19 protein-coding genes are annotated in these 20,153 nt (G+C 72.2%); 14 read left to right on the top strand and 5 right to left on the bottom strand.

Features of this window, described 5'->3' with window-relative positions; all coding sequences use genetic code 11:
• The first annotated feature begins 1,450 nt into the window (after window positions 1–1,450).
• Window positions 1,451–2,251, top strand: a complete 801-nt coding sequence (locus OG736_RS09810) for a hypothetical protein (RefSeq protein ID WP_442817165.1) — start codon at window positions 1,451–1,453, stop codon at window positions 2,249–2,251.
• Entirely contained in the window at window positions 2,248–3,456 is a 1,209-nt protein-coding gene (mycP, locus tag OG736_RS09805) for a type VII secretion-associated serine protease mycosin (RefSeq protein WP_327182090.1), read from the top strand. The genes OG736_RS09810 and mycP overlap by 4 nt, the downstream gene beginning before the upstream one ends.
• A 13-nt stretch (window positions 3,457–3,469) precedes the next feature.
• Here mycP and OG736_RS09800 read toward each other — a convergent pair whose 3' ends face one another.
• On the bottom strand, window positions 3,470–4,471 hold the full coding sequence (locus OG736_RS09800) for a serine hydrolase (RefSeq protein WP_327182089.1): 1,002 nt from the start codon (window positions 4,469–4,471) through the stop codon (window positions 3,470–3,472).
• A 151-nt stretch (window positions 4,472–4,622) separates the two neighbouring features.
• On the opposite strand from OG736_RS09800, the gene OG736_RS09795 reads away from it, so the two are divergent.
• Entirely contained in the window at window positions 4,623–5,354 is a 732-nt protein-coding gene (locus OG736_RS09795; protein WP_327182088.1) for an SseB family protein, read from the top strand.
• 43 nt (window positions 5,355–5,397) lie between these two features.
• Here the strand turns inward: OG736_RS09795 and OG736_RS09790 are convergent, their stop codons facing one another.
• Entirely contained in the window at window positions 5,398–5,775 is a 378-nt protein-coding gene (locus tag OG736_RS09790) for a DUF1844 domain-containing protein (RefSeq protein ID WP_057606998.1), read from the bottom strand.
• 370 nt (window positions 5,776–6,145) lie between these two features.
• Here OG736_RS09790 and infC point away from each other — a divergent pair, with 370 nt between their 5' ends.
• From infC to OG736_RS09740, 10 genes are all read left to right on the top strand, one after another.
• Window positions 6,146–6,868: a translation initiation factor IF-3 gene (infC, locus tag OG736_RS09785; RefSeq protein WP_082412612.1), complete on the top strand. Its 723-nt coding sequence runs from the start codon at window positions 6,146–6,148 to the stop codon at window positions 6,866–6,868.
• Between the two features lie 107 nt (window positions 6,869–6,975).
• Window positions 6,976–7,170, top strand: a complete 195-nt coding sequence (gene rpmI / locus OG736_RS09780) for a 50S ribosomal protein L35 (RefSeq protein WP_006607578.1) — start codon at window positions 6,976–6,978, stop codon at window positions 7,168–7,170.
• 97 nt (window positions 7,171–7,267) lie between these two features.
• Window positions 7,268–7,651: a 50S ribosomal protein L20 gene (rplT, locus tag OG736_RS09775; protein WP_020132316.1), complete on the top strand. Its 384-nt coding sequence runs from the start codon at window positions 7,268–7,270 to the stop codon at window positions 7,649–7,651.
• A gap of 105 nt (window positions 7,652–7,756) precedes the next feature.
• A complete protein-coding gene (locus OG736_RS09770; RefSeq protein WP_327187570.1) occupies window positions 7,757–8,617 on the top strand; it encodes a TrmH family RNA methyltransferase in 861 nt (286 codons plus the stop codon).
• Window positions 8,618–8,670: 53 nt separating this feature from the next.
• A complete protein-coding gene (locus OG736_RS09765; protein WP_327182087.1) occupies window positions 8,671–9,810 on the top strand; it encodes a sensor histidine kinase in 1,140 nt (379 codons plus the stop codon).
• 151 nt (window positions 9,811–9,961) lie between these two features.
• Entirely contained in the window at window positions 9,962–11,083 is a 1,122-nt protein-coding gene (gene pheS / locus OG736_RS09760) for a phenylalanine--tRNA ligase subunit alpha (protein ID WP_327182086.1), read from the top strand.
• A complete protein-coding gene (pheT, locus tag OG736_RS09755; RefSeq protein WP_327182085.1) occupies window positions 11,083–13,605 on the top strand; it encodes a phenylalanine--tRNA ligase subunit beta in 2,523 nt (840 codons plus the stop codon). Before pheS ends, pheT begins: the two co-directional genes overlap by 1 nt.
• A gap of 251 nt (window positions 13,606–13,856) precedes the next feature.
• A complete protein-coding gene (locus tag OG736_RS09750; protein ID WP_327182084.1) occupies window positions 13,857–14,897 on the top strand; it encodes a PP2C family protein-serine/threonine phosphatase in 1,041 nt (346 codons plus the stop codon).
• 217 nt (window positions 14,898–15,114) lie between these two features.
• Window positions 15,115–16,455: an NsdA family TPR-like regulatory protein gene (locus tag OG736_RS09745; protein WP_327182083.1), complete on the top strand. Its 1,341-nt coding sequence runs from the start codon at window positions 15,115–15,117 to the stop codon at window positions 16,453–16,455.
• A gap of 145 nt (window positions 16,456–16,600) precedes the next feature.
• Window positions 16,601–17,137: an NUDIX hydrolase gene (locus OG736_RS09740; protein WP_327182082.1), complete on the top strand. Its 537-nt coding sequence runs from the start codon at window positions 16,601–16,603 to the stop codon at window positions 17,135–17,137.
• A 63-nt stretch (window positions 17,138–17,200) separates the two neighbouring features.
• Here OG736_RS09740 and OG736_RS09735 read toward each other — a convergent pair whose 3' ends face one another.
• Together OG736_RS09735 and OG736_RS09730 are read right to left on the bottom strand one after the other, a co-directional pair.
• A complete protein-coding gene (locus OG736_RS09735) occupies window positions 17,201–17,458 on the bottom strand; it encodes a hypothetical protein (protein WP_327182081.1) in 258 nt (85 codons plus the stop codon).
• A gap of 183 nt (window positions 17,459–17,641) precedes the next feature.
• The gene (locus tag OG736_RS09730; RefSeq protein ID WP_267020825.1) at window positions 17,642–18,514 is read right to left on the bottom strand and encodes a 3-hydroxybutyryl-CoA dehydrogenase; all 873 of its coding nucleotides are present in this window, start codon (window positions 18,512–18,514) and stop codon (window positions 17,642–17,644) included.
• A gap of 180 nt (window positions 18,515–18,694) precedes the next feature.
• Between OG736_RS09730 and OG736_RS09725 the strand changes: the two genes are divergently transcribed.
• Window positions 18,695–19,915 (top strand): glycoside hydrolase family 10-like protein, encoded by a 1,221-nt coding sequence (locus tag OG736_RS09725; RefSeq protein ID WP_327182079.1) that lies wholly within the window; start codon window positions 18,695–18,697, stop codon window positions 19,913–19,915.
• Between the two features lies 1 nt (window position 19,916).
• On the opposite strand, the gene OG736_RS09720 is transcribed toward OG736_RS09725, so the two are convergent.
• A complete protein-coding gene (locus OG736_RS09720; protein ID WP_020132326.1) occupies window positions 19,917–20,117 on the bottom strand; it encodes a DUF1918 domain-containing protein in 201 nt (66 codons plus the stop codon).
• Between the last annotated feature and the right edge of the window lie 36 nt (window positions 20,118–20,153).

Here is a 20,153-nt window from a genome sequence, read left to right as displayed (position 1 = left end):
CCCCGGGCGCCGGGCGACCCCCGCTGCCGAGCCGCACGAGCCCGCCGCGCCGCCTCGGACGCCGACCGGCCGACCGCGGCAGCAGGCTGAACGGGACGCCACGCACGGGGCGAATCCCGGCCCGGCCGGAGCGAAGGCGACCGCCCAGGCAGGCGAGCCCACGGTCGGGGACGACTTGCCCTCTGCCGGGGACGGCTTTCCCTCCTCGGGTGACGGCTTCCGCCCTGCCGGGGACGGCTTCCCTTCGGCGGGCCCCGATCCCTCCCTTTCCCGCACCGCCCCCCGCTTCACCGACCTGCGGGCCCAGCACACGGACGCCATGACCCCGCCCCCGCCGCCCGCGTCGGCCCGTTTCCCGGACATCCCGCCGCAGCCGGCCCGCCCCGCCCCGGCCCCACGACGCGACGACGCCGGGACGCCCCCGCGAGCCGAAGAACGTCCGGCGGCTCCCCATGTCCCCCGTCCGGCCCCGCCCCACGACTTCCGCCGCGCCCCCCGGCCCACCAGGCCGGCCACCCGCCCCGGCGCCTCGGAGGACTCGCGTCCCGCGGCCCCGGGAAGCGCCGCCCCTCGCGCCGGTACGGCCGCTCCCCGTCCCACCGACGGGGAGGCCACCCGCCCGGCCGGCCCCGAGGGCTCCCCTCCCACCGGTGCCACCGGCGCCCGCCCCTCCGCCGACGGACCTCCGCGTCCCGCCGGCCCCGAGGGCTCCCTTCCCGGCGGTTCTGCCGCTCCCGCGGGCACTCGTCCCGCCGACCCGGGCAGCTCACGCCCCGCAGGCCGGAACGGCTCCCGTCCCGCCGGTCCCGCCGGTCCGGGCGGCTCGCGTCCCGCCGACTCGAACGGCTCGCGTCCCGCCGACTCGGGCGACCTCTTCTCCGCGGGCCCGGGCACGCACCCCAGCGGCTCGGGCAGCTCCCGGCCTGCCGCCGCGGGCGACTTCTTCTCCGCGGGTGCGGGCGCTCACCCCGCCGGCGCGGGCACCCGCCCCGTCGTCCCGCCGCGGCCTTCCCGTCCCGCGGGCTCGCCGCCGCCTTCCCGGCCCGCCGGCCCGCCGCCGTCCTCCCGTCCCCCGGGCGCGACGGGTGCCCCCTCGTCCGCGGCCGGGTCCGCGTCAGCGTCCGACAGTGCCTGGTCGCCGTTGCCCCGGAGTTGGGTGCCCGCGCCCGGGCGGAGTCGGCGGGAGACGGAGGCGGAGGGCGCCCAGGGCGGTCTGCGCGGTGACTCCCGGGCGGGTCCGGCGGTCACGGACGACGGGCCGGCCTGGAGCCCCGGGGCGGCCGTGCGGCAGCCCGGGTTCGCCGTGCCGCCCGTTCCCGCCGCGTCCCCCACGCCGGAGGCCGCGCAGCGGACCGACGGCGGCCCGGGTGCGGCGAGCGGCCCCGATCCGTCCCTGTCCTGGAGCGCTCCGATGGCCCCCGGCGGCACCCTCGGTGCCACCCGCCCCGTGGTGACCTTCGCGCGCCCCGAGGGGTACAGGGACATGTCCGGGATCTTCGGCCGACGGGGACGCGTCGTCGCGGTCGCCGTCTGTGCCGTCCTCGGCATGGGGCTCATCGGCGGTGCGGTCACCGGCAGTTGGCTGGTCGGGGACTCGGCGGACGCCGCCGAGCGCAGTACCTACACCACCGCCGGCGGTCTGTGGCACAACGTGCCGGTCGATCAGCTGTTCCCGCCCACCGTCGACGGTCAGGGCGCCGGCCCCGGCGGCGCCGACCGCACCTGGACGCGGATCGCCGTCGCCCCGGACGGCGACTGCGCCGACGCCTTCGACCCGCTGCTGCTCAAGACCCTCGCCCCGGTCGGCTGCCGACGGCTCCTGCGGGCCACCTACACCGACGCCACCCAGAGCCATGTGACCACCGTCGGTCTGCTGTTCACCACGGCCGACGCGGCCGCCATGCGTTCGCTCGACACCCGCTTCACCAAGGAGAAGCTGGCGGAGCGGGCCGATCTGATGCCCCGGCCGTACGCGGTGAAGGGCACCGTCGCGGCCGCGTTCGGCGACAAGCAGCGCGCGGCGTGGACGGTCTCCGTCCTCACCGACGTGCCCGTCGTCGTCTACGCCGTCTCCGGCTGGGCCGACGGACGCGTGGTCGACACCCCGCAGTCCGCCCCGGCGGCCACCGCGGCGGGCGCCACCACGGCCCCCGCGCAGGCGGGCCTCGGCAACGAGGCCCAGGGCCTCGCCGACCGCATCGAGCGCGGCCTGCGCAAGACCGCCGTCACGCCCTCGGAGCAGCCCTCATGAGCACCCGTACGAGCCGTACGACCCGCAGGGCCGGGCTCCTGTGCTGTCTCCTCGCCGCCGCCGTCGCCCTCGTGCCGCCCTCCACCGCCTACGCCGACGGCATCCGTGCCAAGCAGTGGGCCCTGGAGGCCCTGCACACGCAGGAGGCCTGGCAGACCACCAAGGGCGCGGGCATCACCGTCGCCGTCCTGGACACCGGCGTCGAGGCCGACCACCCCGACCTCACCGGCAACGTGCTCACCGGCAAGGACATGGTCGGCTTCGGAGCCGGTCCCGGTGACCGCGCGTGGGCCCGCCACGGCACCGCGATGGCCGGCATCATCGCCGGTCACGGCCATGGCAGCGGCAACGCCGACGGCGTGCTGGGTGTCGCCCCCGAGGCGAAGATCCTGCCCGTCCGCGTGATCCTGGAGGACGGCGACCCGCAGCGCACCAAGGCCCGCAACACCCGGGGCAACGCCCTGGCCGAGGGCATCCGCTGGGCCGCCGACCAGGGTGCCGACGTCATCAACCTCTCCCTCGGCGACGACTCCGCCTCCGCCCACCCCGAGCCCGCCGAGGACGAGGCCGTCCAGTACGCGCTGAAGAAGGGCTCGGTCGTCGTCGCCTCGGCCGGCAACGGCGGCGAGAAGGGCGACCACATCTCCTACCCGGCCGCCTACCCGGGCGTCATCGCCGCGACCGCCGTCGACCGCTACGGCACCCGCGCCTCCTTCTCCACCCGCCGCTGGTACGCCACGGTCAGCGCGCCCGGAGTCGACGTCGTCATCGCCGACCCGGACCACAAGTACTACGAGGGCTGGGGGACCAGCGCCGCGTCCGCCTTCGTCTCGGGGGCCGTGGCGCTCATCAAGGGCGCCCGTCCCGGGCTCACCCCGGCCCAGATCAAGAAGCTCCTGGAGGACACCGCCCGCAACGCCCCCACCGGCGGGCGCGACGACTCCCGCGGCTTCGGGTTCATCGACCCGGCCGCCGCGATCACGGCCGCCGCCGACCTCAAGCCGGAGGGTCTGCAATCGGCGGCCTACGGCGAGCAGTACTTCGGTTCCGGCCCGGACAAGCCGAAGGCGGACGACGACCCGGCCGACTGGGCGGGCCTGCTCGCGGGCGGCGCCGGTGGAGTGATGCTGGTGGCGGCGGTCTTCCTGTGGCGCGGCCGCCGCGAGCGCGACCGGCCCGGGGCCTACGAGACACTCCAGCCGTGACGGGACCCGCCGGCTAGTCGGCGGTGGAGGGCGAGGCCGACGCGGAGGCCGAGGTCGAAGCGCCACCGCCCCGCAGCGCCGACACCGCCGTCCGCGCCACCTGCTCGACCAGCGAGATCCCGGCCGTCTGCGTCGCGTTGCCGTTCGACAGCACGGCCACCAGACAGTCGTGGCCGTCGACGGTCACCCGGCCGATGCTGTTGATGTCCCACAGCCCGGTCGTGCTGCGCGCCAGCCAGCCGTTCTTCAGCGCCCACGAGGAGCCGTCGGCCGCCGCCGAGACTCCCCAGCGCTGGTCGACGGCTATCTGCCCCATCAGGCCCCGGAGGTACGTCCGCGACGCCTCGCTCAGCTCCGAGTCGTCCCCGAAGACCTGCTGGAGCAGGGTGAGCTGATCGGCGGCCGTGGTCTGCGTCAGCCCCCACAGCATGTCGTCGCCGCCCGCGGTGTCCGTCAGCCCGAACCGCTCGTTGGCGGCGTCGAGCCCCTGTGCCTTGCCGATGATCCGCCACAGCGCCGACGCCGAGTCGTTGTCACTGTTCTCGATCATCGCGGTGGCGTACGTCTTCTCGGCCGCGGTGAGACGGCGGTCCGCGTCCTGTGCCTGGAGCAGCAGCGTCGCCAGGATGTCCACCTTGACGATGCTCGCCGTGTCGAAGGCACTCTCGCCGTACGTGGCGTCGTCACCGGAGTCGAGGTCGAGCACGGCCACGGACACGGCCGCGTCGCCCGGCACGGTCACCGCCTTCATCGCGGACGCGAGCAGCGCGTCGTGGTCCACCTCGGGCGCCGCCACCGTCTCCACCGACACCTTTCCGCTCCCCGAACCGGACGCCGACGGCGTCGCGGAGGACGACGATACGACTCCGGTACCCGAGTGCGCCTGTGCCTTCACGTAGACGGTCCCGCCCGCCGTGGCCCCGAGGACGGCGACCGTGGCGAGCGCGGTGCAGAGGAGCGGACGGCGCCGGGAGGGTCGAGCGCGGCGGCTGCGACGTGCTCTGGAGGACTCCATGACCGTCGATGCTCGGGGCGGCGACTGTGCGCACCGTTAGACGGAGGTTAGAGGCACGTCAGGGATGTCTGAGAATCCGGTGAAAGGCGTCACGGCCGTGTTTCGGGCCCCGCACAAGCGCAGCATCATCCCCCCGATAGGGTCGACGACCGTGGCGAACAAGAACATTCCCGACTCCGGCTTCTCCGACGACGACGGCTCCGCCGACCCCCGGCTGAGCGCGGCGCTCGCCGCCTGGGCCGAGGACCGCACCGCCGTGGGCCCGGTCCTGGCGGCCCTCAAGGGCGCCCGGCTCCTGGTGCCCGTGGTGGCCGTGCTGGGTGAGGTGGAGGAGGACGAGAAGGGACTGCGCCGCGAGAAGACCAGCGACATGGCGGTGCCCACGCTGAAGGCGGGCGGTCGCACCGCGCTGCCCGCGTTCACGTCGACGGACTCCCTCGCCCGCTGGGACCCGGAGGCCCGCCCGGTCGCCGTACCGCTGCACCAGGCGCTCCAGGCGGCCGTCCACGAGAAGGCGGACACGGTCGTCCTCGACCTGGCAGGACCGGTGGCCTTCGAACTGACCGGGCCGGCGCTGCTGGCGCTCGCCGAGGGCCGTACGTCGACCGACCCGCTCGCCGATCCGGCGGTGCGGGCGGCGGTGCGGGCCGCGGTCGCCGCCGCACCGGAGGTCCTCAGCGCCCACCTCGGGCCGGGGCAGGCGGACGGCACCCTCGCCCTCGTCCTCGACCCGGCCGCCGTCCCCGCCGAGGCGGCCCGTGCGGTGGCCGGGCGGCTGGCCGCCGACGAAACACTGAGGGCCCGCCTGGTGCGCGGCCTCGACCTGGCACTGCTGCCGGCCGGGACGACGCCTCCGGGCGAGCCCCTGTACGTGAAGAGCTGAACCGGCGGCTGCGCCGGCCCAGCGGAGAAGCGGAGAAGCGGGATCAGCCGTAGATCGGGCCCGTGTACTTCTCGCCCGGGCCCTGGCCCGGCTCGTCCGGGACGATCGACGCCTCGCGGAACGCCAGCTGGAGCGACTTCAGACCGTCGCGCAGCGGCGCCGCGTGGAAGGAGCTGATCTCGGTCGCGCTTCCGTCCAGCAGGCCGGCGAGGGCGTGGATCAGCTTGCGGGCCTCGTCGAGGTCCTTGTACTTGTCGCCCTCCTCGGTGAGCCCCAGCTTCACGGCGGCGGCGCTCATCAGGTTGACGGCGACCGTCACGATCACCTCGACGGCGGGGACCTCGGCGATGTCGCGGGTCATCTCGTCGAAGTCGGGGGCGCCGGGGGTCTCGGCGGAGCCGGCGGGGGAGGAGTCACTCATGCCCCACACGATAGGCGCAGGCCCGCCCGGTCTCCGTACCGAGGCTCGATTGGCCGTTCCTGGCGCAGACTGCTAATCTCGTGTAACGACCGGTCGGACACGCGTGCCCCTCAGCAGGCGGGCCCGGCCCACAAGTGGAGGCTCCGAACTCCCACCCGACTGTCCTCACGGACGGCGGGTCACCCCGGTCAGGCGGCCACCATCGTTCCGTACGGACGATGGAGTCGCCCGGTAGCGCGCCCCGCGTTCACGCGGCGGTGCTCCGGTAGTGCTTGGAGCCCCGCATGTGATCGTTCGGGGCATTTTTTGTGCTTCGGCGTGGTTACAGGACTAACAACCAAGACGTTACGCGGCCGTTCGCCAGACTGCCGTGTGGTGCTATCTAGGAGGATCCATCAGCGCCGAGCCCCGCATCAACGACCGGATTCGCGTTCCAGAGGTGCGACTTGTCGGTCCCAGTGGCGAGCAGGTGGGCATCGTCCCCCTGGCCAAGGCACTGGAGCTTGCCCAGGAGTACGACCTGGACCTGGTCGAGGTCGCGGCGACAGCCCGCCCCCCGGTCTGCAAGCTCATGGACTACGGGAAGTTCAAGTACGAGTCGGCCATGAAGGCCCGTGAGGCGCGCAAGAACCAGGCGCACACGGTCATCAAGGAGATGAAGCTCCGGCCGAAGATCGACCCGCACGACTATGACACCAAGAAGGGTCACGTCGTTCGGTTCCTCAAGCAGGGCGACAAGGTCAAGATCACGATCATGTTCCGCGGTCGTGAGCAGTCCCGGCCCGAGCTGGGCTACCGACTGCTCCAGCGTCTCGCGGAGGACGTCCAGGACCTCGGGTTCATCGAGTCGAACCCGAAGCAGGACGGCCGAAACATGATCATGGTTCTCGGTCCGCACAAGAAGAAGACCGAGGCGATGGCCGAGGCCCGTCAGGCGCAGGAGGCCCGCAAGGCCGAGGCGAAGGCCAACCCGGGTCGTTCGCAGAACGCCGCGGATGCCGACGCCGTCAACGCCGAGGGTGACGTCGAATCCGACGTCGTGAGCGCCGAGGCTGACGCCGAGGCCCCTGCCGAGGCTTCCGCCGAGGCGTGATCCGCGGGACGCGAGTCCCAAGGACGTAACCGACACAAGCGACGTTCCACCGTGCCCGGTTTCACGACCGGGCACCGGAACGCCACCGACGAGGAGATAACGGCGCTATGCCGAAGAACAAGACGCACAGCGGTGCCAGCAAGCGCTTCAAGATCACCGGCTCCGGCAAGGTGCTCCGTGAGCGCGCCGGCAAGCGCCACCTGCTCGAGCACAAGTCGTCCCGCGTGACGCGTCGCCTCACCGGCAACGCCGAGATGGCCCCGGGCGACGCCGCGAAGATCAAGAAGCTTCTCGGCAAGTGACGTCGGGCGCGTGACCCGCGCCTGACCTCAGACCGGGACTAAATCGATTCCGGGCCGTGTGAGTCCAACCACGGCCCCGCTACAAGGAGTTAAACAAGTGGCACGCGTCAAGCGGGCAGTCAACGCCCACAAGAAGCGCCGGGCGATCCTCGAGGCGGCCTCCGGCTACCGCGGTCAGCGTTCGCGCCTGTACCGCAAGGCCAAGGAGCAGGTCACCCACTCGCTGGTCTACAACTACAACGACCGCAAGAAGCGCAAGGGCGACTTCCGTCGGCTGTGGATCCAGCGCATCAACGCGGCTGCCCGCGCCAACGGCATCACGTACAACCGCTTCATCCAGGGTCTGAACGCCGCGAACATCGAGGTCGACCGCAAGATCCTCGCCGAGCTGGCCGTGAACGACGCCACCGCGTTCGCCGCGCTGGTCGAGGTCGCGCAGAAGGCCCTCCCGGCGGACGTGAACGCGCCCAAGGCCGCGTGACGCCGCGCCGGCGTTGAGCCGACGTGACTTGAGGACCCGCAGGCTTCAGCAGCCTGCGGGTCCTGTTGTGTCCGTACCCGAGTGACTGGTGAAAGCGAACCGCCCATGCTCTCCGCCACCCCCGAGCCGATCTCCCCCCGCTCCCCCCGGGTCTCCGCCGCCCGGCGGCTCGCCAGGCGGAACTTCCGGGGCAAGGAACGGCTGTTTCTCGCGGAGGGGCCGCAGGCCGTGCGGGAGGCGGCCGCTCACCGGACCGGCGGCGACGCGACCCTCGTGGAGCTGTTCGCCACCGTCGAGGCCGCGGAGCGGTACGCCGACATCATCGGCGAGGTCCGCGCCGTCGGCGCCCGGGTGCACCTCGCCGACGAACAGGTCATCGAGGACATCTCCACCACCGTCACCCCGCAGGGGCTGGTCGGCATCTGCCGGTTCCTGGACACGCCCTTCGAGAAGATCCTCGCCGCCCGGCCGAAGCTGGTCGCCGTACTGGCCCATGTGCGCGACCCCGGCAACGCCGGCACCGTCCTGCGGTGCGCGGACGCCGCGGGCGCCGACGCCGTCGTCCTGACCGACGCCTCCGTGGACCTCTACAACCCCAAGGCCGTCCGCGCCTCCGTGGGCTCCCTCTTCCACCTCCCCGTGGCGGTCGGGGTCCCCGTCGAACAGGCCGTGGCCGGGCTGAAGGACGCCGGGGTGCGGATCCTCGCCGCCGACGGCGCCGGGGACGACGACCTCGACGACGAGCTGGACAAACGGACGATGGGCGGGCCCACGGCGTGGGTGTTCGGGAACGAGGCCTGGGGGCTCCCGGAGGAGACCCGGGATCTCGCGGACGCCGTCGTGCGGGTTCCGATCCACGGGAAGGCCGAGAGCCTGAACCTCGCGACCGCCGCCGCCGTATGTCTCTATGCATCGGCCCGTGCACAGCGCGCCTCCGGAGGGTGCCGCTCCGTCACCGAGAGCTAGTAGGGTGACCAGCTCGGGGGCCCCTCAGTCGTCTGAGAGGTGGGGTACGGGGAATGAGCGTCGGCATGAGCGGTACACGGGATGCGCAGGCCGTTCCCGACGCCTCCGCACCCCGGCCGGCCGGTGACCTCGCCGGTCTCGGCATCGACCCCGACGACCTGCCCGACGGGCTCGTGGTCGCCGACGAACGCGGGCACGTCGTCTGTTTCAACGCCGCAGCCCAGCGCATCACCGCCGTCCCCGCCGAGGACGCCCTCGGACAGCGGCTCGAGAAGGCGCTGCCGTTGGAGGACCTCGAAGGCCGCCGCTGGTGGCAGCTGACCGACCCCTACGGCGGCCTCGCCATCCGGGTCGGACAGCCCGAGCGCAACCTGCTGCTGCCGGGAGGCCGCGAGGTGCTCGTCACGGTGCGGTACGTCCGCGGCGAACCCACCGGACCGGTCCGCCGGGTCGTCGTCTCGATCCGCGACACCGAGGCCCGCCGCCGCACCGAACGCAGCCACGCCGAGCTGATCGCCACCGTCGCCCACGAGCTGCGCTCGCCCCTCACCTCGGTCAAGGGCTTCACGGCCACCCTGCTCGCCAAGTGGTCGAGGTTCACCGACGACCAGAAACGGCTGATGCTGGAGACCGTCGACGCCGACGCGGACCGGGTCACCCGCCTCATCGCCGAGCTGCTCGACATCTCGCGCATCGACTCGGGACGGCTGGAGGTGCGCCGTCAGCCCGTCGACATGGGCGCGGCCGTGGGGCGGCACATCCAGGCCTATGTCGCCGCCGGACAGCCCGCCGACCGGTTCCTGCTGCGTCTCGAGCAGCCGCTGCCCGCCCTGTGGGCCGACCCCGACAAGGTCGACCAGGTGCTCAGCAACCTCATCGAAAATGCGGTGCGCCACGGCGAGGGAACCGTCACGATCGATGTCACGCCCGCCGCGTCCCCCCGTGAGGGAGAGGACACCGGCACGTCGGTCACCGTGAGCGACGAGGGCGCAGGCATCCCGGAGGAGTCCATGAACCGCGTCTTCACCCGCTTCTGGCGGGGCAGCAAGCGCGGCGGAACGGGCCTCGGGCTGTACATCGTCAAGGGCATCGTCGAAGCCCACGGCGGCGTCATCACGGTCGGCCGCGCTCCCGGCGGCGGCGCCGAGTTCCGATTTACGTTGCCCGTGAGCACCCCGGCGTATCTCACCTGAGAACCGGCCGGGCAGCCCGCGGGCGCATCCGTACACCTCCACCCCGTTAGACTCGGCCTTTGGCACCTTTGTGTCCCATGGACGGCCCTCTGACCTCTGCGTGAGTCGGTGACGGGGACCTTCAGCCAGCCAACCGGAAGCACGGGAAGAGATGTCGGCACCGAATAAGTCGTACGACCCGGTAGAGGTCGAGGCCTTGAAACCGGAAGAGATCGAGCGCATGCGGGACGGGGCGCTCGCCGCCTTCGCCGCCGCGGACTCCCTCGACGCGCTCCAGGAGGCCAAGGTCGCGCACACCGGCGGCACCTCCCCGCTGGCCCTGGCCAACCGCGAGATCGGCGCCCTGCCGCCGCACGCCAAGGCGGCCGCCGGCAAGCTGGTCGGCCAGGCCCGGGGCGCCGTGAACAAGGCCCTCGCCGCCCGCCAGGAGGAGCTCGAGGCCGAGCGTGACCAGCGCGTGCTGGTCGAGGAGGCGGTGGACGTCACACTGCCGTACGACCGCGAGCCGGCCGGCGCCCGCCACCCGCTCACCACGCTGTCGGAGCGCATCGAGGACGTCTTCGTGGCCATGGGCTACGAGGTCGCCGAGGGCCCGCAGGTCGAGGCCGAGTGGTTCAACTTCGACGCGCTCAACATCGGCCCGGACCACCCGGCCCGCGGTGAGGCCGACACGTTCTTCGTGCAGGGCCCGCAGGGCGGCACCGAGTCCGGTGTCGTGCTGCGCACCCACACCTCGCCGGTCCAGATCCGCTCGCTGCTCAGCCGTGAGCTGCCGGTGTACGTGATCTGCCCCGGCCGCGTGTACCGCACCGACGAGCTGGACGCGACGCACACCCCGGTCTTCCACCAGGTCGAGCTGCTGGCCGTGGACGAGGGCCTGACCATGGCCGACCTCAAGGGCACCCTGGACCACATGGTCCAGTCGCTGTTCGGCGAGGGCATGAAGACCCGGCTGCGGCCGAACTTCTTCCCCTTCACCGAGCCGTCCGCCGAGATGGACATGGTGTGCTACGTCTGCCGCGGCGAGTCCGTCGGCAACCCCGACCGCCCCTGCCGCACCTGTTCCAGCGAGGGCTGGATCGAGCTCGGCGGCTGCGGCATGGTCAACCCCAAGGTGCTGGCCGCCTGCGGCGTCGACCCGGAGAAGTACAGCGGGTTCGCCTTCGGGTTCGGCATCGAGCGGATGCTGATGTTCCGCCACAACGTCGAAGACATGCGAGACATGGTCGAGGGTGACGTCCGGTTCACCCGGCCGTTCGGGATGGAGATCTGATGCGGGTCCCGCTTTCCTGGCTGCGGGAGTACGTCGACCTGCCGGCCACCGAGACCGGCCGTGACGTGCAGGCCAAGCTCGTGTCGGCGGGCCTCGAGGTGGAGACCGTCGAGGCTCTCGGAGCCGACCTCAAGGGCCCCCTCGTCGTGGGCCAGGTGCTCACCGTCGAGGAGCTCGAGGGCTTCAAGAAGCCGATCCGCTTCTGCACCGTCGACGTCGGCACCGCCAACGGCACCGGTGAGCCCCAGGAGATCGTCTGCGGCGCCCGCAACTTCGCCGTCGGCGACAAGGTCGTCGTGGTCCTTCCGGGCGCCGTCCTGCCCGGCAACTTCGCGATCGCCGCGCGCAAGACGTACGGCAAGACCTCCCACGGCATGATCTGCTCCGGCGACGAGCTGGGCATGGGCGACGACGGCAGCCACGGCATCATCGTGCTGCCGCCGGAGACCGAGGTCGGCAAGGACGCCATCGAGCTGCTCGAGCTGGTCGACGAGGTCCTGGACATCGCCGTCACCGCCAACCGCGGCGACTGCCTGTCCATCCGGGGTGTCGCCCGCGAGGTCGCCATCGCCTACGGTCTGCCGCTGCGCGACCCGGCGCTGATCGACGTACCGGCGCCGAACGCCTTCGGCTACCCGGTGCAGGTCTCCGAGCCGATGGGCTGCGACCGCTTCACCGCCCGCACCGTCACCGGTCTGAGCCCCGAGGCGCGCTCCCCGATCTGGCTGACGCGTCGGCTCCAGAAGGTCGGCATGCGCCCGATCTCGCTCGCCGTCGACATCACCAACTACGTGATGATGGAGATCGGCCAGCCGCTGCACGCCTACGACCGTTCGCTGGTCCAGGGCACCATCGGCGTGCGCCGGGCCGGGGAGGGCGAGCGGATCGTCACCCTCGACGGGGTGACGCGCGAGCTGCACGCCGAGGACCTCGTGATCACCGACGACCGCGGTCCCATCGGCCTCGCCGGTGTCATGGGCGGCGCCAACACCGAGATCGCCGATCACGAGGCCGCCGAGAACGGGGGCGCCTCGACGACCGACGTGGTCATCGAGGCCGCCCACTTCAACGCGGTGTCGATCGCGCGTACGGCCCGCCGGCACAAGCTGTCCTCCGAGGCGTCCAGGCGCTTCGAGCGCGGTGTCGACCCGCAGGCCGCGGCTGCCGCCGCGCAGCGCACGGTCGACCTGCTGGTCCTGCTCGCGGGCGGTACGGCCGACGCCGGCGTCACGGAGATCATCGCCCCCTCCGGCCCGCACACGATCAGCGTCCCGGCGAACCACCCGGACAAGGTCGCGGGCGTGGAGTACGGCCGGGAGACGGTCGTCCGCCGTCTCCAGGAGATCGGCTGCGACGTGTACGGGCAGGACGAGCTGATCGTCACCGTCCCGTCCTGGCGGCCCGACCTCGCCGAGGTCAACGACCTGGCGGAGGAGGTCATCCGGCTGGAGGGCTACGAGAACCTGCCCTCCACGCTGCCCAAGCCGCCCTCCGGCCGTGGTCTCACCCACCGCCAGCGCCTGCACCGCCGCGTGGGCCGCGCCCTGGCCGGCTCCGGCTATGTCGAGGCGCCGAACTACCCGTTCATCGGCGAGCAGGTCTTCGACCAGCTCGGCCTGGACGCCGACGACCCGGCCCGCCGTGTCGTCCGGCTGACGAACCCGCTCAACGACGAGGAGCCCGCGCTCCGCACGTCGCTGCTGCCGGGCCTGCTGGCCGCCCTGCGCCGCAACGACGGCCGGGGCTCGCACGACCTGGCGCTCTTCGAGACCGGGCTGGTGTTCCTCCCGAAGGAGGAGCAGCGCGTCGCCGGGCACCTGCCCGTCGACCGCCGCCCCACCGAAGAGGAGATCGCGTCCCTGGACGCCGTGCTGCCCGCGCAGCCGCGCCATGTCGCCGTCGTTCTCGCGGGCGCCCGCGAGCAGGCCGGCTGGTGGGGCAAGGGCCGCCCGGCTGACTGGGCCGACGCCGTCGAGGCGGCGCGTGCCGTCGCCCGTGAGGCGGGGGCCGAACTGGTCGTCCGCAGCGGCCAGTACGGGCCGTGGCACCCGGGCCGGTGCGCCGAGCTGCTGGTCGTCGTCGACGGTGCCGAGCGCGTCGTGGGCCATGCCGGTGAGCTGCACCCGCGGGTGCTGAAGGCCCTGGGGCTGCCCTCGCGCACCTCCGCGATGGAGCTGGACCTCGACGTGCTGGAGCAGGTCGGCGACGACACGCCCCAGGCGCCGCGCATCTCGACGTTCCCGGTGGCCACGCAGGACGTCGCCCTCGTCGTCGACAGGTTCGTCCCGCACGCCGAGGTCGAGGCCGCGCTGCGTGAGGGCGCGGGTGAACTGCTGGAGGGGATCCGGCTGTTCGACGTGTACGAGAACGCGGAGCAGCTCGGTGAGGGGCGGAAGTCGCTCGCGTACGCGTTGCGCTTCCGTGCGGACGACCGGACGCTGACCGTCGACGAGGCGTCGGCCGCGAGGGATGCGGCGGTTGCCCTGGCGGGCGAGCGTACGGGAGCGGTGCTGCGCGGTTAGGCGTCGGGGGAGCTGCGGTTCTCGGCCCGACCGCGACGCCGTCGTGGCTGGTCGCGCAGTTCCCCGCGCCTCTGGGGGTGCGGGGGCTTCGCTCCTGCGCCCCCGGCTTTCCCTCTCTTCGGTTACCTCACTCCTTCGGGTGAGATCTCCTGGTGATCTGGTCTTTCGGGCCATGACCTCGACAGAATCGGACCGGCCTTTCGGGGCCGGTCCGATCTGCGTTGTCGGGGCCTGGACGGGGGACCAACGACATGTTCGGCATCAGGCGGCCGTTACGCCGGGCCCTCTCGCTGGGGCTGCCCACGGCCTGGGGCGCCCTGGCGATCACCTACAAGCTGTCCTGTCCGCTGGCCCGACAGGACGGGCTGCTGGCCAGGATCGTCACCAGTGCCGTCTTCTTCGCCGTCGGCACCGGGCTGATACTCCACATGCGGCAGGCCCTGGTGCGCGAGCTGAAGCAGGCGCGGCGGGTCGCCGGGGCCGCGCAGAGCGTGGTGCTGCGTCCGCCGCCGCCGCGCGTCGACGGGCTGAACGCGGCGGCCGCCCAGCTCTCCGCGGACCGGGGCGCGAGCGTGGGCGGTGACCTGTACGAGGTGATCGCCACCGAGCACGGAGTGCGGGTCGTGATGGGCGACGTCCGCGGGCACGGGCTTCCCGCGCTCGGTACCGTCGCCGCGCTCCTCGGCAGCTTCCGCGAGGCGGCCCACGACGAGCACGATCTCGACCGCGTCCTGCGCCGCCTGGAGCGTGCCCTGGAGCGGCACTTGCGCGAACGGGCCCGTGACACTCCCGACGCCACGGTGGCGGAGGAGTTCGTCACCGTGCTGGTGCTCGAGATCCGGGAGGACGGCGAGCTGCACGTTCTGAACTGCGGGCATCCCTGGCCGTATCTGCTCAGCGGCACGAGCGTGCGGCCGTTGTCGCCGGCGGATCCGCTGCCGCCTCTGGGCCCGTTCCCGCTGCCGACCGAGTTGTCCGCCACGCCTTGCGGGCCGTTGCTCCGGGGCGAGTCGCTCGTCCTCTTCACCGACGGCGCGGAGGACGCGAGGGACGCCCGGGGCAGGTTCTTCTCCCTGCCGGAGTCTCTCACCAAGGCGGCGCACGACCATCCCGTTTCACCCCAGCAGATCCTGCGCACGATCCTGGCCGCACTCCGACGACACACGGCAGGCAGACCGACGGACGACATCGCCCTGCTGGTGCTGGAGAACGGCCGCGGGTCCAGCCCTCTGGAGGCGCGGGGAACCGCGCGACCAGCCACATCACACCCGCTGCCGACAACGCACCTGTAGTCCCCGGCCCGACCCGCGGAGCACACCGCACCGCCGGGCCGTCGCTTTATGAGGGGGAGCCGACGGCCCGGCGAACCTCTTGCGAGGCATTTCAGTCAACCGACCGGAAACGCTCCGCGACAGCGCGCGCACCCTGCGGATGCGCGTACTCCGTTCACACCCCGTGTGAGGACGGAGCCACTACTCTGACGGACACCGAGGCACCCGGGGGGCACCCATGCAGCCCAACACTCTGCTCGACGCGATCCTGGACGAGGCGGGCGTCTCGCACGCGGGCCTCGCCGCCCACGTCAACCAGGCCGGACGGGCCCGCGGACTCGCCCTGCGGTACGAGCACACGGCGGTGGCCCGCTGGCTGAAGGGTCAGCGGCCGCGGGGGCAGGTGCCCGACCTGATCTGCGAGGTGCTCGCGGGGCGGCTGCGCCGGCCGGTCACCCTCGACGACATCGGCCTCGGCGTGCCGGGAGAACCGGCCGGCCCGCACGGCACCTCGCTCTCCGGCTTCGTCGAGCGGGCCACCGCCCTGTGGCGCTCCGACGAGCAGCAACGCCCGCACCTCCTGGGGGCGCCCGCGGTCACCGGCACGCCGGCCGTGATGCCGGTGTGGGAGTGGGAGAACCCGCCGGAGGACGTCGACGTCTCCCGGGGCGGCCGGCATCGTGTCACCTCGGCCGACATCGAGATGCTGCGGGCCGCCCGCGCCCACTACGAGCAGATGTACCGCAAGGCGGGCGGCATCGCGACCCGCAGCCGTATCGTCGGCTTCCTCAACGCGGAGACGGCGCCCCTGCTGCGCGGCAGCTACACCGACGAGACGGGCCGTCAACTGCACCGGGCCACCGGCGGGTTGGTCGCGGTCGCCGGGATCTGCGCGTACGACTCGGACGCGCACGGCCTGGCCCAGCGCTACTTCCACCAGGCGCTGCGGCTGGCAAAGGCCAGTGGGGACCGGGGACTCGGGGCGTACGTCATCGCCCTCCTCGTCAACCAGTCGCTGTTCATGCGGGAGTACCGGCAGGCCGTCGCCTTCGCGGAGGCCGCGTTGCGGGCGGCGGGCCGGCACATCACGCCCGCCCTCGCCTCCGACCTGTACGCGATGCAGGCCAAGGCGTACGCGCACCTCGGCGACGGTACGAGCGCCCTGTCGTGCATCCGGCGTGCCGAAACCGCCGCCGATCACATCCGGCGCGGACACGAGCCCGACGAGACCGGCTATGTCCAACCGGGCCTGGTCAACGTCCAGGTGGCGGAGGCGCTGCTCAGCCTCGGCGACCTCGCCGCCGCCGCCGAGCACGCCGCGGCCGCCGTCGACACCCCGGCGCACGACCGGGGACGGGTGCACCGTCTCGCCATGCTCAGCACGATCGAACTGCGCCAGGGCAACGCCGACAAGGCGGTGGTCACCGCGGTGCAGATGGCCGAACAGGCCCGGGGCATGGAGTCCCAGCGCCTGCGCGACAGACTCCGGGCGGTGCGCGAACATCTGGCGCGCAGCGACTGCGCGGGCACGGCCGAGGCCGCCGAACTCATCGACGGGGCACTGCGCGTACCGCTGTAGACGGGGCGCAGTGGGGTATCCGACCACCGAGACCGACAGCGACACCGACACGACACCTACACAGTCACCCACACCGGCGGCTACGCCGCCGCTGCACAGTTCCTGCTGCGATATTGCCACTCACTCGACGGAAGGTGGCAGAACCGTGCAGTGGACGAAACAGAACGAACAAACTGTGTATGAAAACCGCTGGTTCAGCGTCAACCTGGCAGATGTGGAGCTGCCCGACGGCCGGCACCTCGACCACTTCCTCATACGGCTCAGGCCGGTCGCGGTCGCGACGGTCGTGAACCGGTCCAACGAGGTTCTCCTGTTGTGGCGCCACCGCTTCATCACCGACAGCTGGGGCTGGGAGCTCGCGGCGGGAGTCGTCGAGGACGGCGAGGACATCGTCCGCGCGGCCGCCAGGGAACTCGAGGAGGAGACCGGCTGGCGGCCGGGGCCGCTGCGCCACCTGATGAGCGTGGAGCCGTCCAACGGGCTCACCGACGCCGTTCATCACATCTACTGGTCGGAACACGGTGAGTACGTGGGACACCCGGTGGACGACTTCGAGTCGGACCGCCGGGAATGGGTCCCCCTCAAGGTCGTTCCCGACCTGGTCGCCCGGGGGGAGGTCCCGGCCGCCAACATGGTGGCCGCGCTGATGCTGCTGCACCACCTCAGGCTCGCCGAGGGCTAGCCGCGGGACGGGTCGTGCACCCGCCGCGGACCGGCCGTGCTCGGGCCGGGGACGGGCCGAGGTTCAGTGGGCCAGTGCCTGCCAGACCGTCGCGACCAGTGCCCCCAGGGCTGTGAGCGCCGCGAGCGAGGGCAGCGGCCAGCGTGCGTGTTCCAGCGAGGTCATGCGGGTGTTCAGCTCGTCCAGTTCCTTGGCGGTCTGCTCGGTGCGGTGGGACAGCAGGGCCAGCCCGCCCTCGACGCGGGCGTAGGCCACATCGAGCCGGCGACGTAACTCTGCGAGTTCTCCATGAACCACGGGATGTTCGGGGTCGGCGGTCACGTGGCCGCTCCTTTCCGTAGTCGTCTCACATCCCTTGCATGCGCATGATGAGTGAACCCGCCTGGTGGGCCGACGGGGAGAGTGTGCGCCGGGCATATGCGGACCCGTGGCGCACACGGCGTGTGAATGCCGCGGGCCCGGCACTCCGAGGAGCGCCGGGCCCGTGGGGAACACGGTGGGTGATCAGTAGGCGTAGAAGCCCGAGCCGGTCTTGCGGCCCAGCCGGCCCGCGTCCACCATGCGCTGGAGCAGCGGGGGAGCGGCGTACAGCGGCTCCTTGTACTCGTCGTACATGCTCTGCGCCACCGAGGCGACGGTGTCCAGGCCGATCAGGTCGGACAGCTTCAGCGGACCCATCGGGTGGGCGCAGCCCATCTCCATGCCGTTGTCGATGTCCTCGCGGCTGGCGATGCCCGTCTCGAACATCCGGATCGCGGAGAGCAGGTAGGGGATCAGCAGCGCGTTGACGACGAAGCCGGACCGGTCCTGGGCGCGGATCGCGTGCTTGCCCAGCAGCTTCTCGGCGAACAGCTGGGCCCGGCTGAGCGTGCCCTCGGAGGTGGTCAGCGCCGGGATCAGCTCGACGAGCTGCTGCACCGGGGCCGGGTTGAAGAAGTGGATGCCGACGACGTGGTCGGGCCGCGAGGTGGCGACCGCCAGCTTCACCAGCGGGATGGAGGAGGTGTTGGAGGCGAGGATCGCGTCCGGACGGGTCACCACCTGGTCGAGGACCTGGAAGATCTCGGTCTTGACCTGCTCGTTCTCGACCACGGCCTCGATGACCAGGTCACGGTCGGCGAACTCGCCGAGATCGGTGGTGAAGCTGAGGCGCGCGAGGGTGGCGTCCCGCTCCTCCTCGGAGATCTTGCCGCGCTCGGCGGCCTTGGCCAGGGAGTTCAACAGCCTGGTACGGCCGATCTCCAGGGCTTCGCCGGTGGTCTCGGCGACCTTGACGTCGAGACCGGCGCGGGCGCAGACCTCTGCGATGCCCGCTCCCATCTGGCCGCAGCCCACCACTCCGACCCGTGAGAGATCTCCCGCTGGGGTGCCCGTCACATCAGTCCCTTTCGCCGCGCTGACTCAGATGGCCGGGGCAGGTCTGCCGGGTCTCGGCAGCCCTGCTCCGATCGTGCACGTTACTAGCAAGTATCGATGATCGATCGCCGGGGTGGAGGCATGCTGGACCGCGAAACGATCCGTGACCGAGCGGATCCGCAGAGTGTGGGGATGTGTGCGATGGGTCGACTGACCCGGCGGGCGTTCGCGCTGGCAGCGCTGTCGGCGTTCACCACGACGGGCGCGGCGGCCGCTCCCGCGAGGGAACGGCGGGCGGCGACCGAGATGCGGGGGATGTGGCTGGCGACCGTCAGCAACCGGGACTGGCCGTCCCGCCCCGGCCTGACCGCCGCCGCCCAGCGCGCCGAGCTGATCGCCATGCTCGACCTGGCGGTGAGCCGACGGCTCAACACGGTGATCTTCCAGGTGCGGCCCACGGCGGACGCGCTGTGGCCCTCCCCGTACGAACCGTGGTCCCAGGTGCTCACCGGCACCCAGGGCAGGGCACCGGGCTGGGACCCGCTGGGCACGGCCGTCACGGAGGCGCATGCGCGGGGCCTGCAACTGCACGCCTGGTTCAACCCCTACCGGGTCGCGACCCATGACGACCTGTCGAGGCTCGTCGCCTCCCACCCCGCGCGCCGGCACCCGCAGTGGGTGGTCTCGTTCGGCGGGAAGCTCTACTACAACCCGGGCCTGCCCGAGGTCCGCGCCTTCGTCCAGGACGCGATCCTCGACGCCGTGAAGAAGTACCCCCTGGACGCCGTGCACTTCGACGACTACTTCTATCCGTACCCGGTGGCCGGCCAGACCTTCGACGACGGGGCCGCGTACGACACCTACGGCGGAGCCTTCCCCAGCCGGGCGGCCTGGCGGCGCGACAACGTCGACAAGCTCGTGCTGGAGACGGCCAACCGGATCAAGGCGGTGCGGCCCGGCACCCAGTTCGGGATCAGCCCCTTCGGGGTGTGGCGCAACGCCTCCACCGACTCGCGCGGCTCGGACACCCGGGCGCTCCAGTCGTACGACGACATCCACGCGGACACCCGGAAGTGGGTACGGGAGGGCTGGATCGACTACATCGTCCCGCAGCTCTACTGGAACATCGGGCTCTCGGTCGCCGACTACGCCAAGCTCGTGCCCTGGTGGGCGGAGGTGGCCGAGGGCAGCCGTACCCGGCTCTATCTCGGCGAGGCCCTGTACCGGGCGGGCGACCCGGCGCAGCCCGCGGCCTGGCAGGACCCGGCCGAGCTGTCGGACCACCTCGAACTGGCCGCAGCCCACCCACAGGTGCGCGGGCATGTCTTCTTCGCCGCCAAGGACGTGCGGACCGATCGGATCGGGGCGATGGCGCGGGTGGTCGCCGACCACTACGGGCAGCCGGCGGAGCCCCCGCGCTGATCTACCGCTGTTCCTCGGCCGTCCTGTGACGGATCTCGGTGTCGGGGCCGGGCGAGCACACGCCCACATGCCCGTCCGTGAAGCGGACGCGGTACGGGGGATTTCCTCCCTGGCCCATGACTTCGACGATCTCGCCGACCTTGTCGTGCTGGCCGACCACCCTGCCGTGCTGGACGAACTGGTCGCCCTTGGTTGCGCGCATCTGCGGGGCCTCCTCACCGGGTGCGACGGTACGGTC

The organism is Streptomyces sp. NBC_01334 (assembly GCF_035983595.1).
GTDB classification, from domain to species: domain Bacteria; phylum Actinomycetota; class Actinomycetes; order Streptomycetales; family Streptomycetaceae; genus Streptomyces; species Streptomyces coriariae.
This window is presented reverse-complemented; position numbering and strand designations above follow the sequence as displayed.

Excerpts from the sequence above, each read along its gene's own strand:
- mycP (WP_327182090.1), top strand. The coding sequence starts at position 2,248 with ATGAGCACCCGTACGAGCCGTACGACCCGCAGGGCCGGGCTCCTGTGC.
- OG736_RS09800 (WP_327182089.1), bottom strand. The coding sequence starts at position 4,471 with ATGGAGTCCTCCAGAGCACGTCGCAGCCGCCGCGCTCGACCCTCCCGG.
- OG736_RS09790 (WP_057606998.1), bottom strand. The coding sequence starts at position 5,775 with ATGAGTGACTCCTCCCCCGCCGGCTCCGCCGAGACCCCCGGCGCCCCC.
- rpmI (WP_006607578.1), top strand. The coding sequence starts at position 6,976 with ATGCCGAAGAACAAGACGCACAGCGGTGCCAGCAAGCGCTTCAAGATC.
- OG736_RS09770 (WP_327187570.1), top strand. The coding sequence starts at position 7,757 with ATGCTCTCCGCCACCCCCGAGCCGATCTCCCCCCGCTCCCCCCGGGTC.
- OG736_RS09765 (WP_327182087.1), top strand. The coding sequence starts at position 8,671 with ATGAGCGTCGGCATGAGCGGTACACGGGATGCGCAGGCCGTTCCCGAC.
- pheS (WP_327182086.1), top strand. The coding sequence starts at position 9,962 with ATGTCGGCACCGAATAAGTCGTACGACCCGGTAGAGGTCGAGGCCTTG.
- pheT (WP_327182085.1), top strand. The coding sequence starts at position 11,083 with ATGCGGGTCCCGCTTTCCTGGCTGCGGGAGTACGTCGACCTGCCGGCC.
- OG736_RS09750 (WP_327182084.1), top strand. The coding sequence starts at position 13,857 with ATGTTCGGCATCAGGCGGCCGTTACGCCGGGCCCTCTCGCTGGGGCTG.
- OG736_RS09745 (WP_327182083.1), top strand. The coding sequence starts at position 15,115 with ATGCAGCCCAACACTCTGCTCGACGCGATCCTGGACGAGGCGGGCGTC.
- OG736_RS09725 (WP_327182079.1), top strand. The coding sequence starts at position 18,695 with ATGGGTCGACTGACCCGGCGGGCGTTCGCGCTGGCAGCGCTGTCGGCG.
- OG736_RS09720 (WP_020132326.1), bottom strand. The coding sequence starts at position 20,117 with ATGCGCGCAACCAAGGGCGACCAGTTCGTCCAGCACGGCAGGGTGGTC.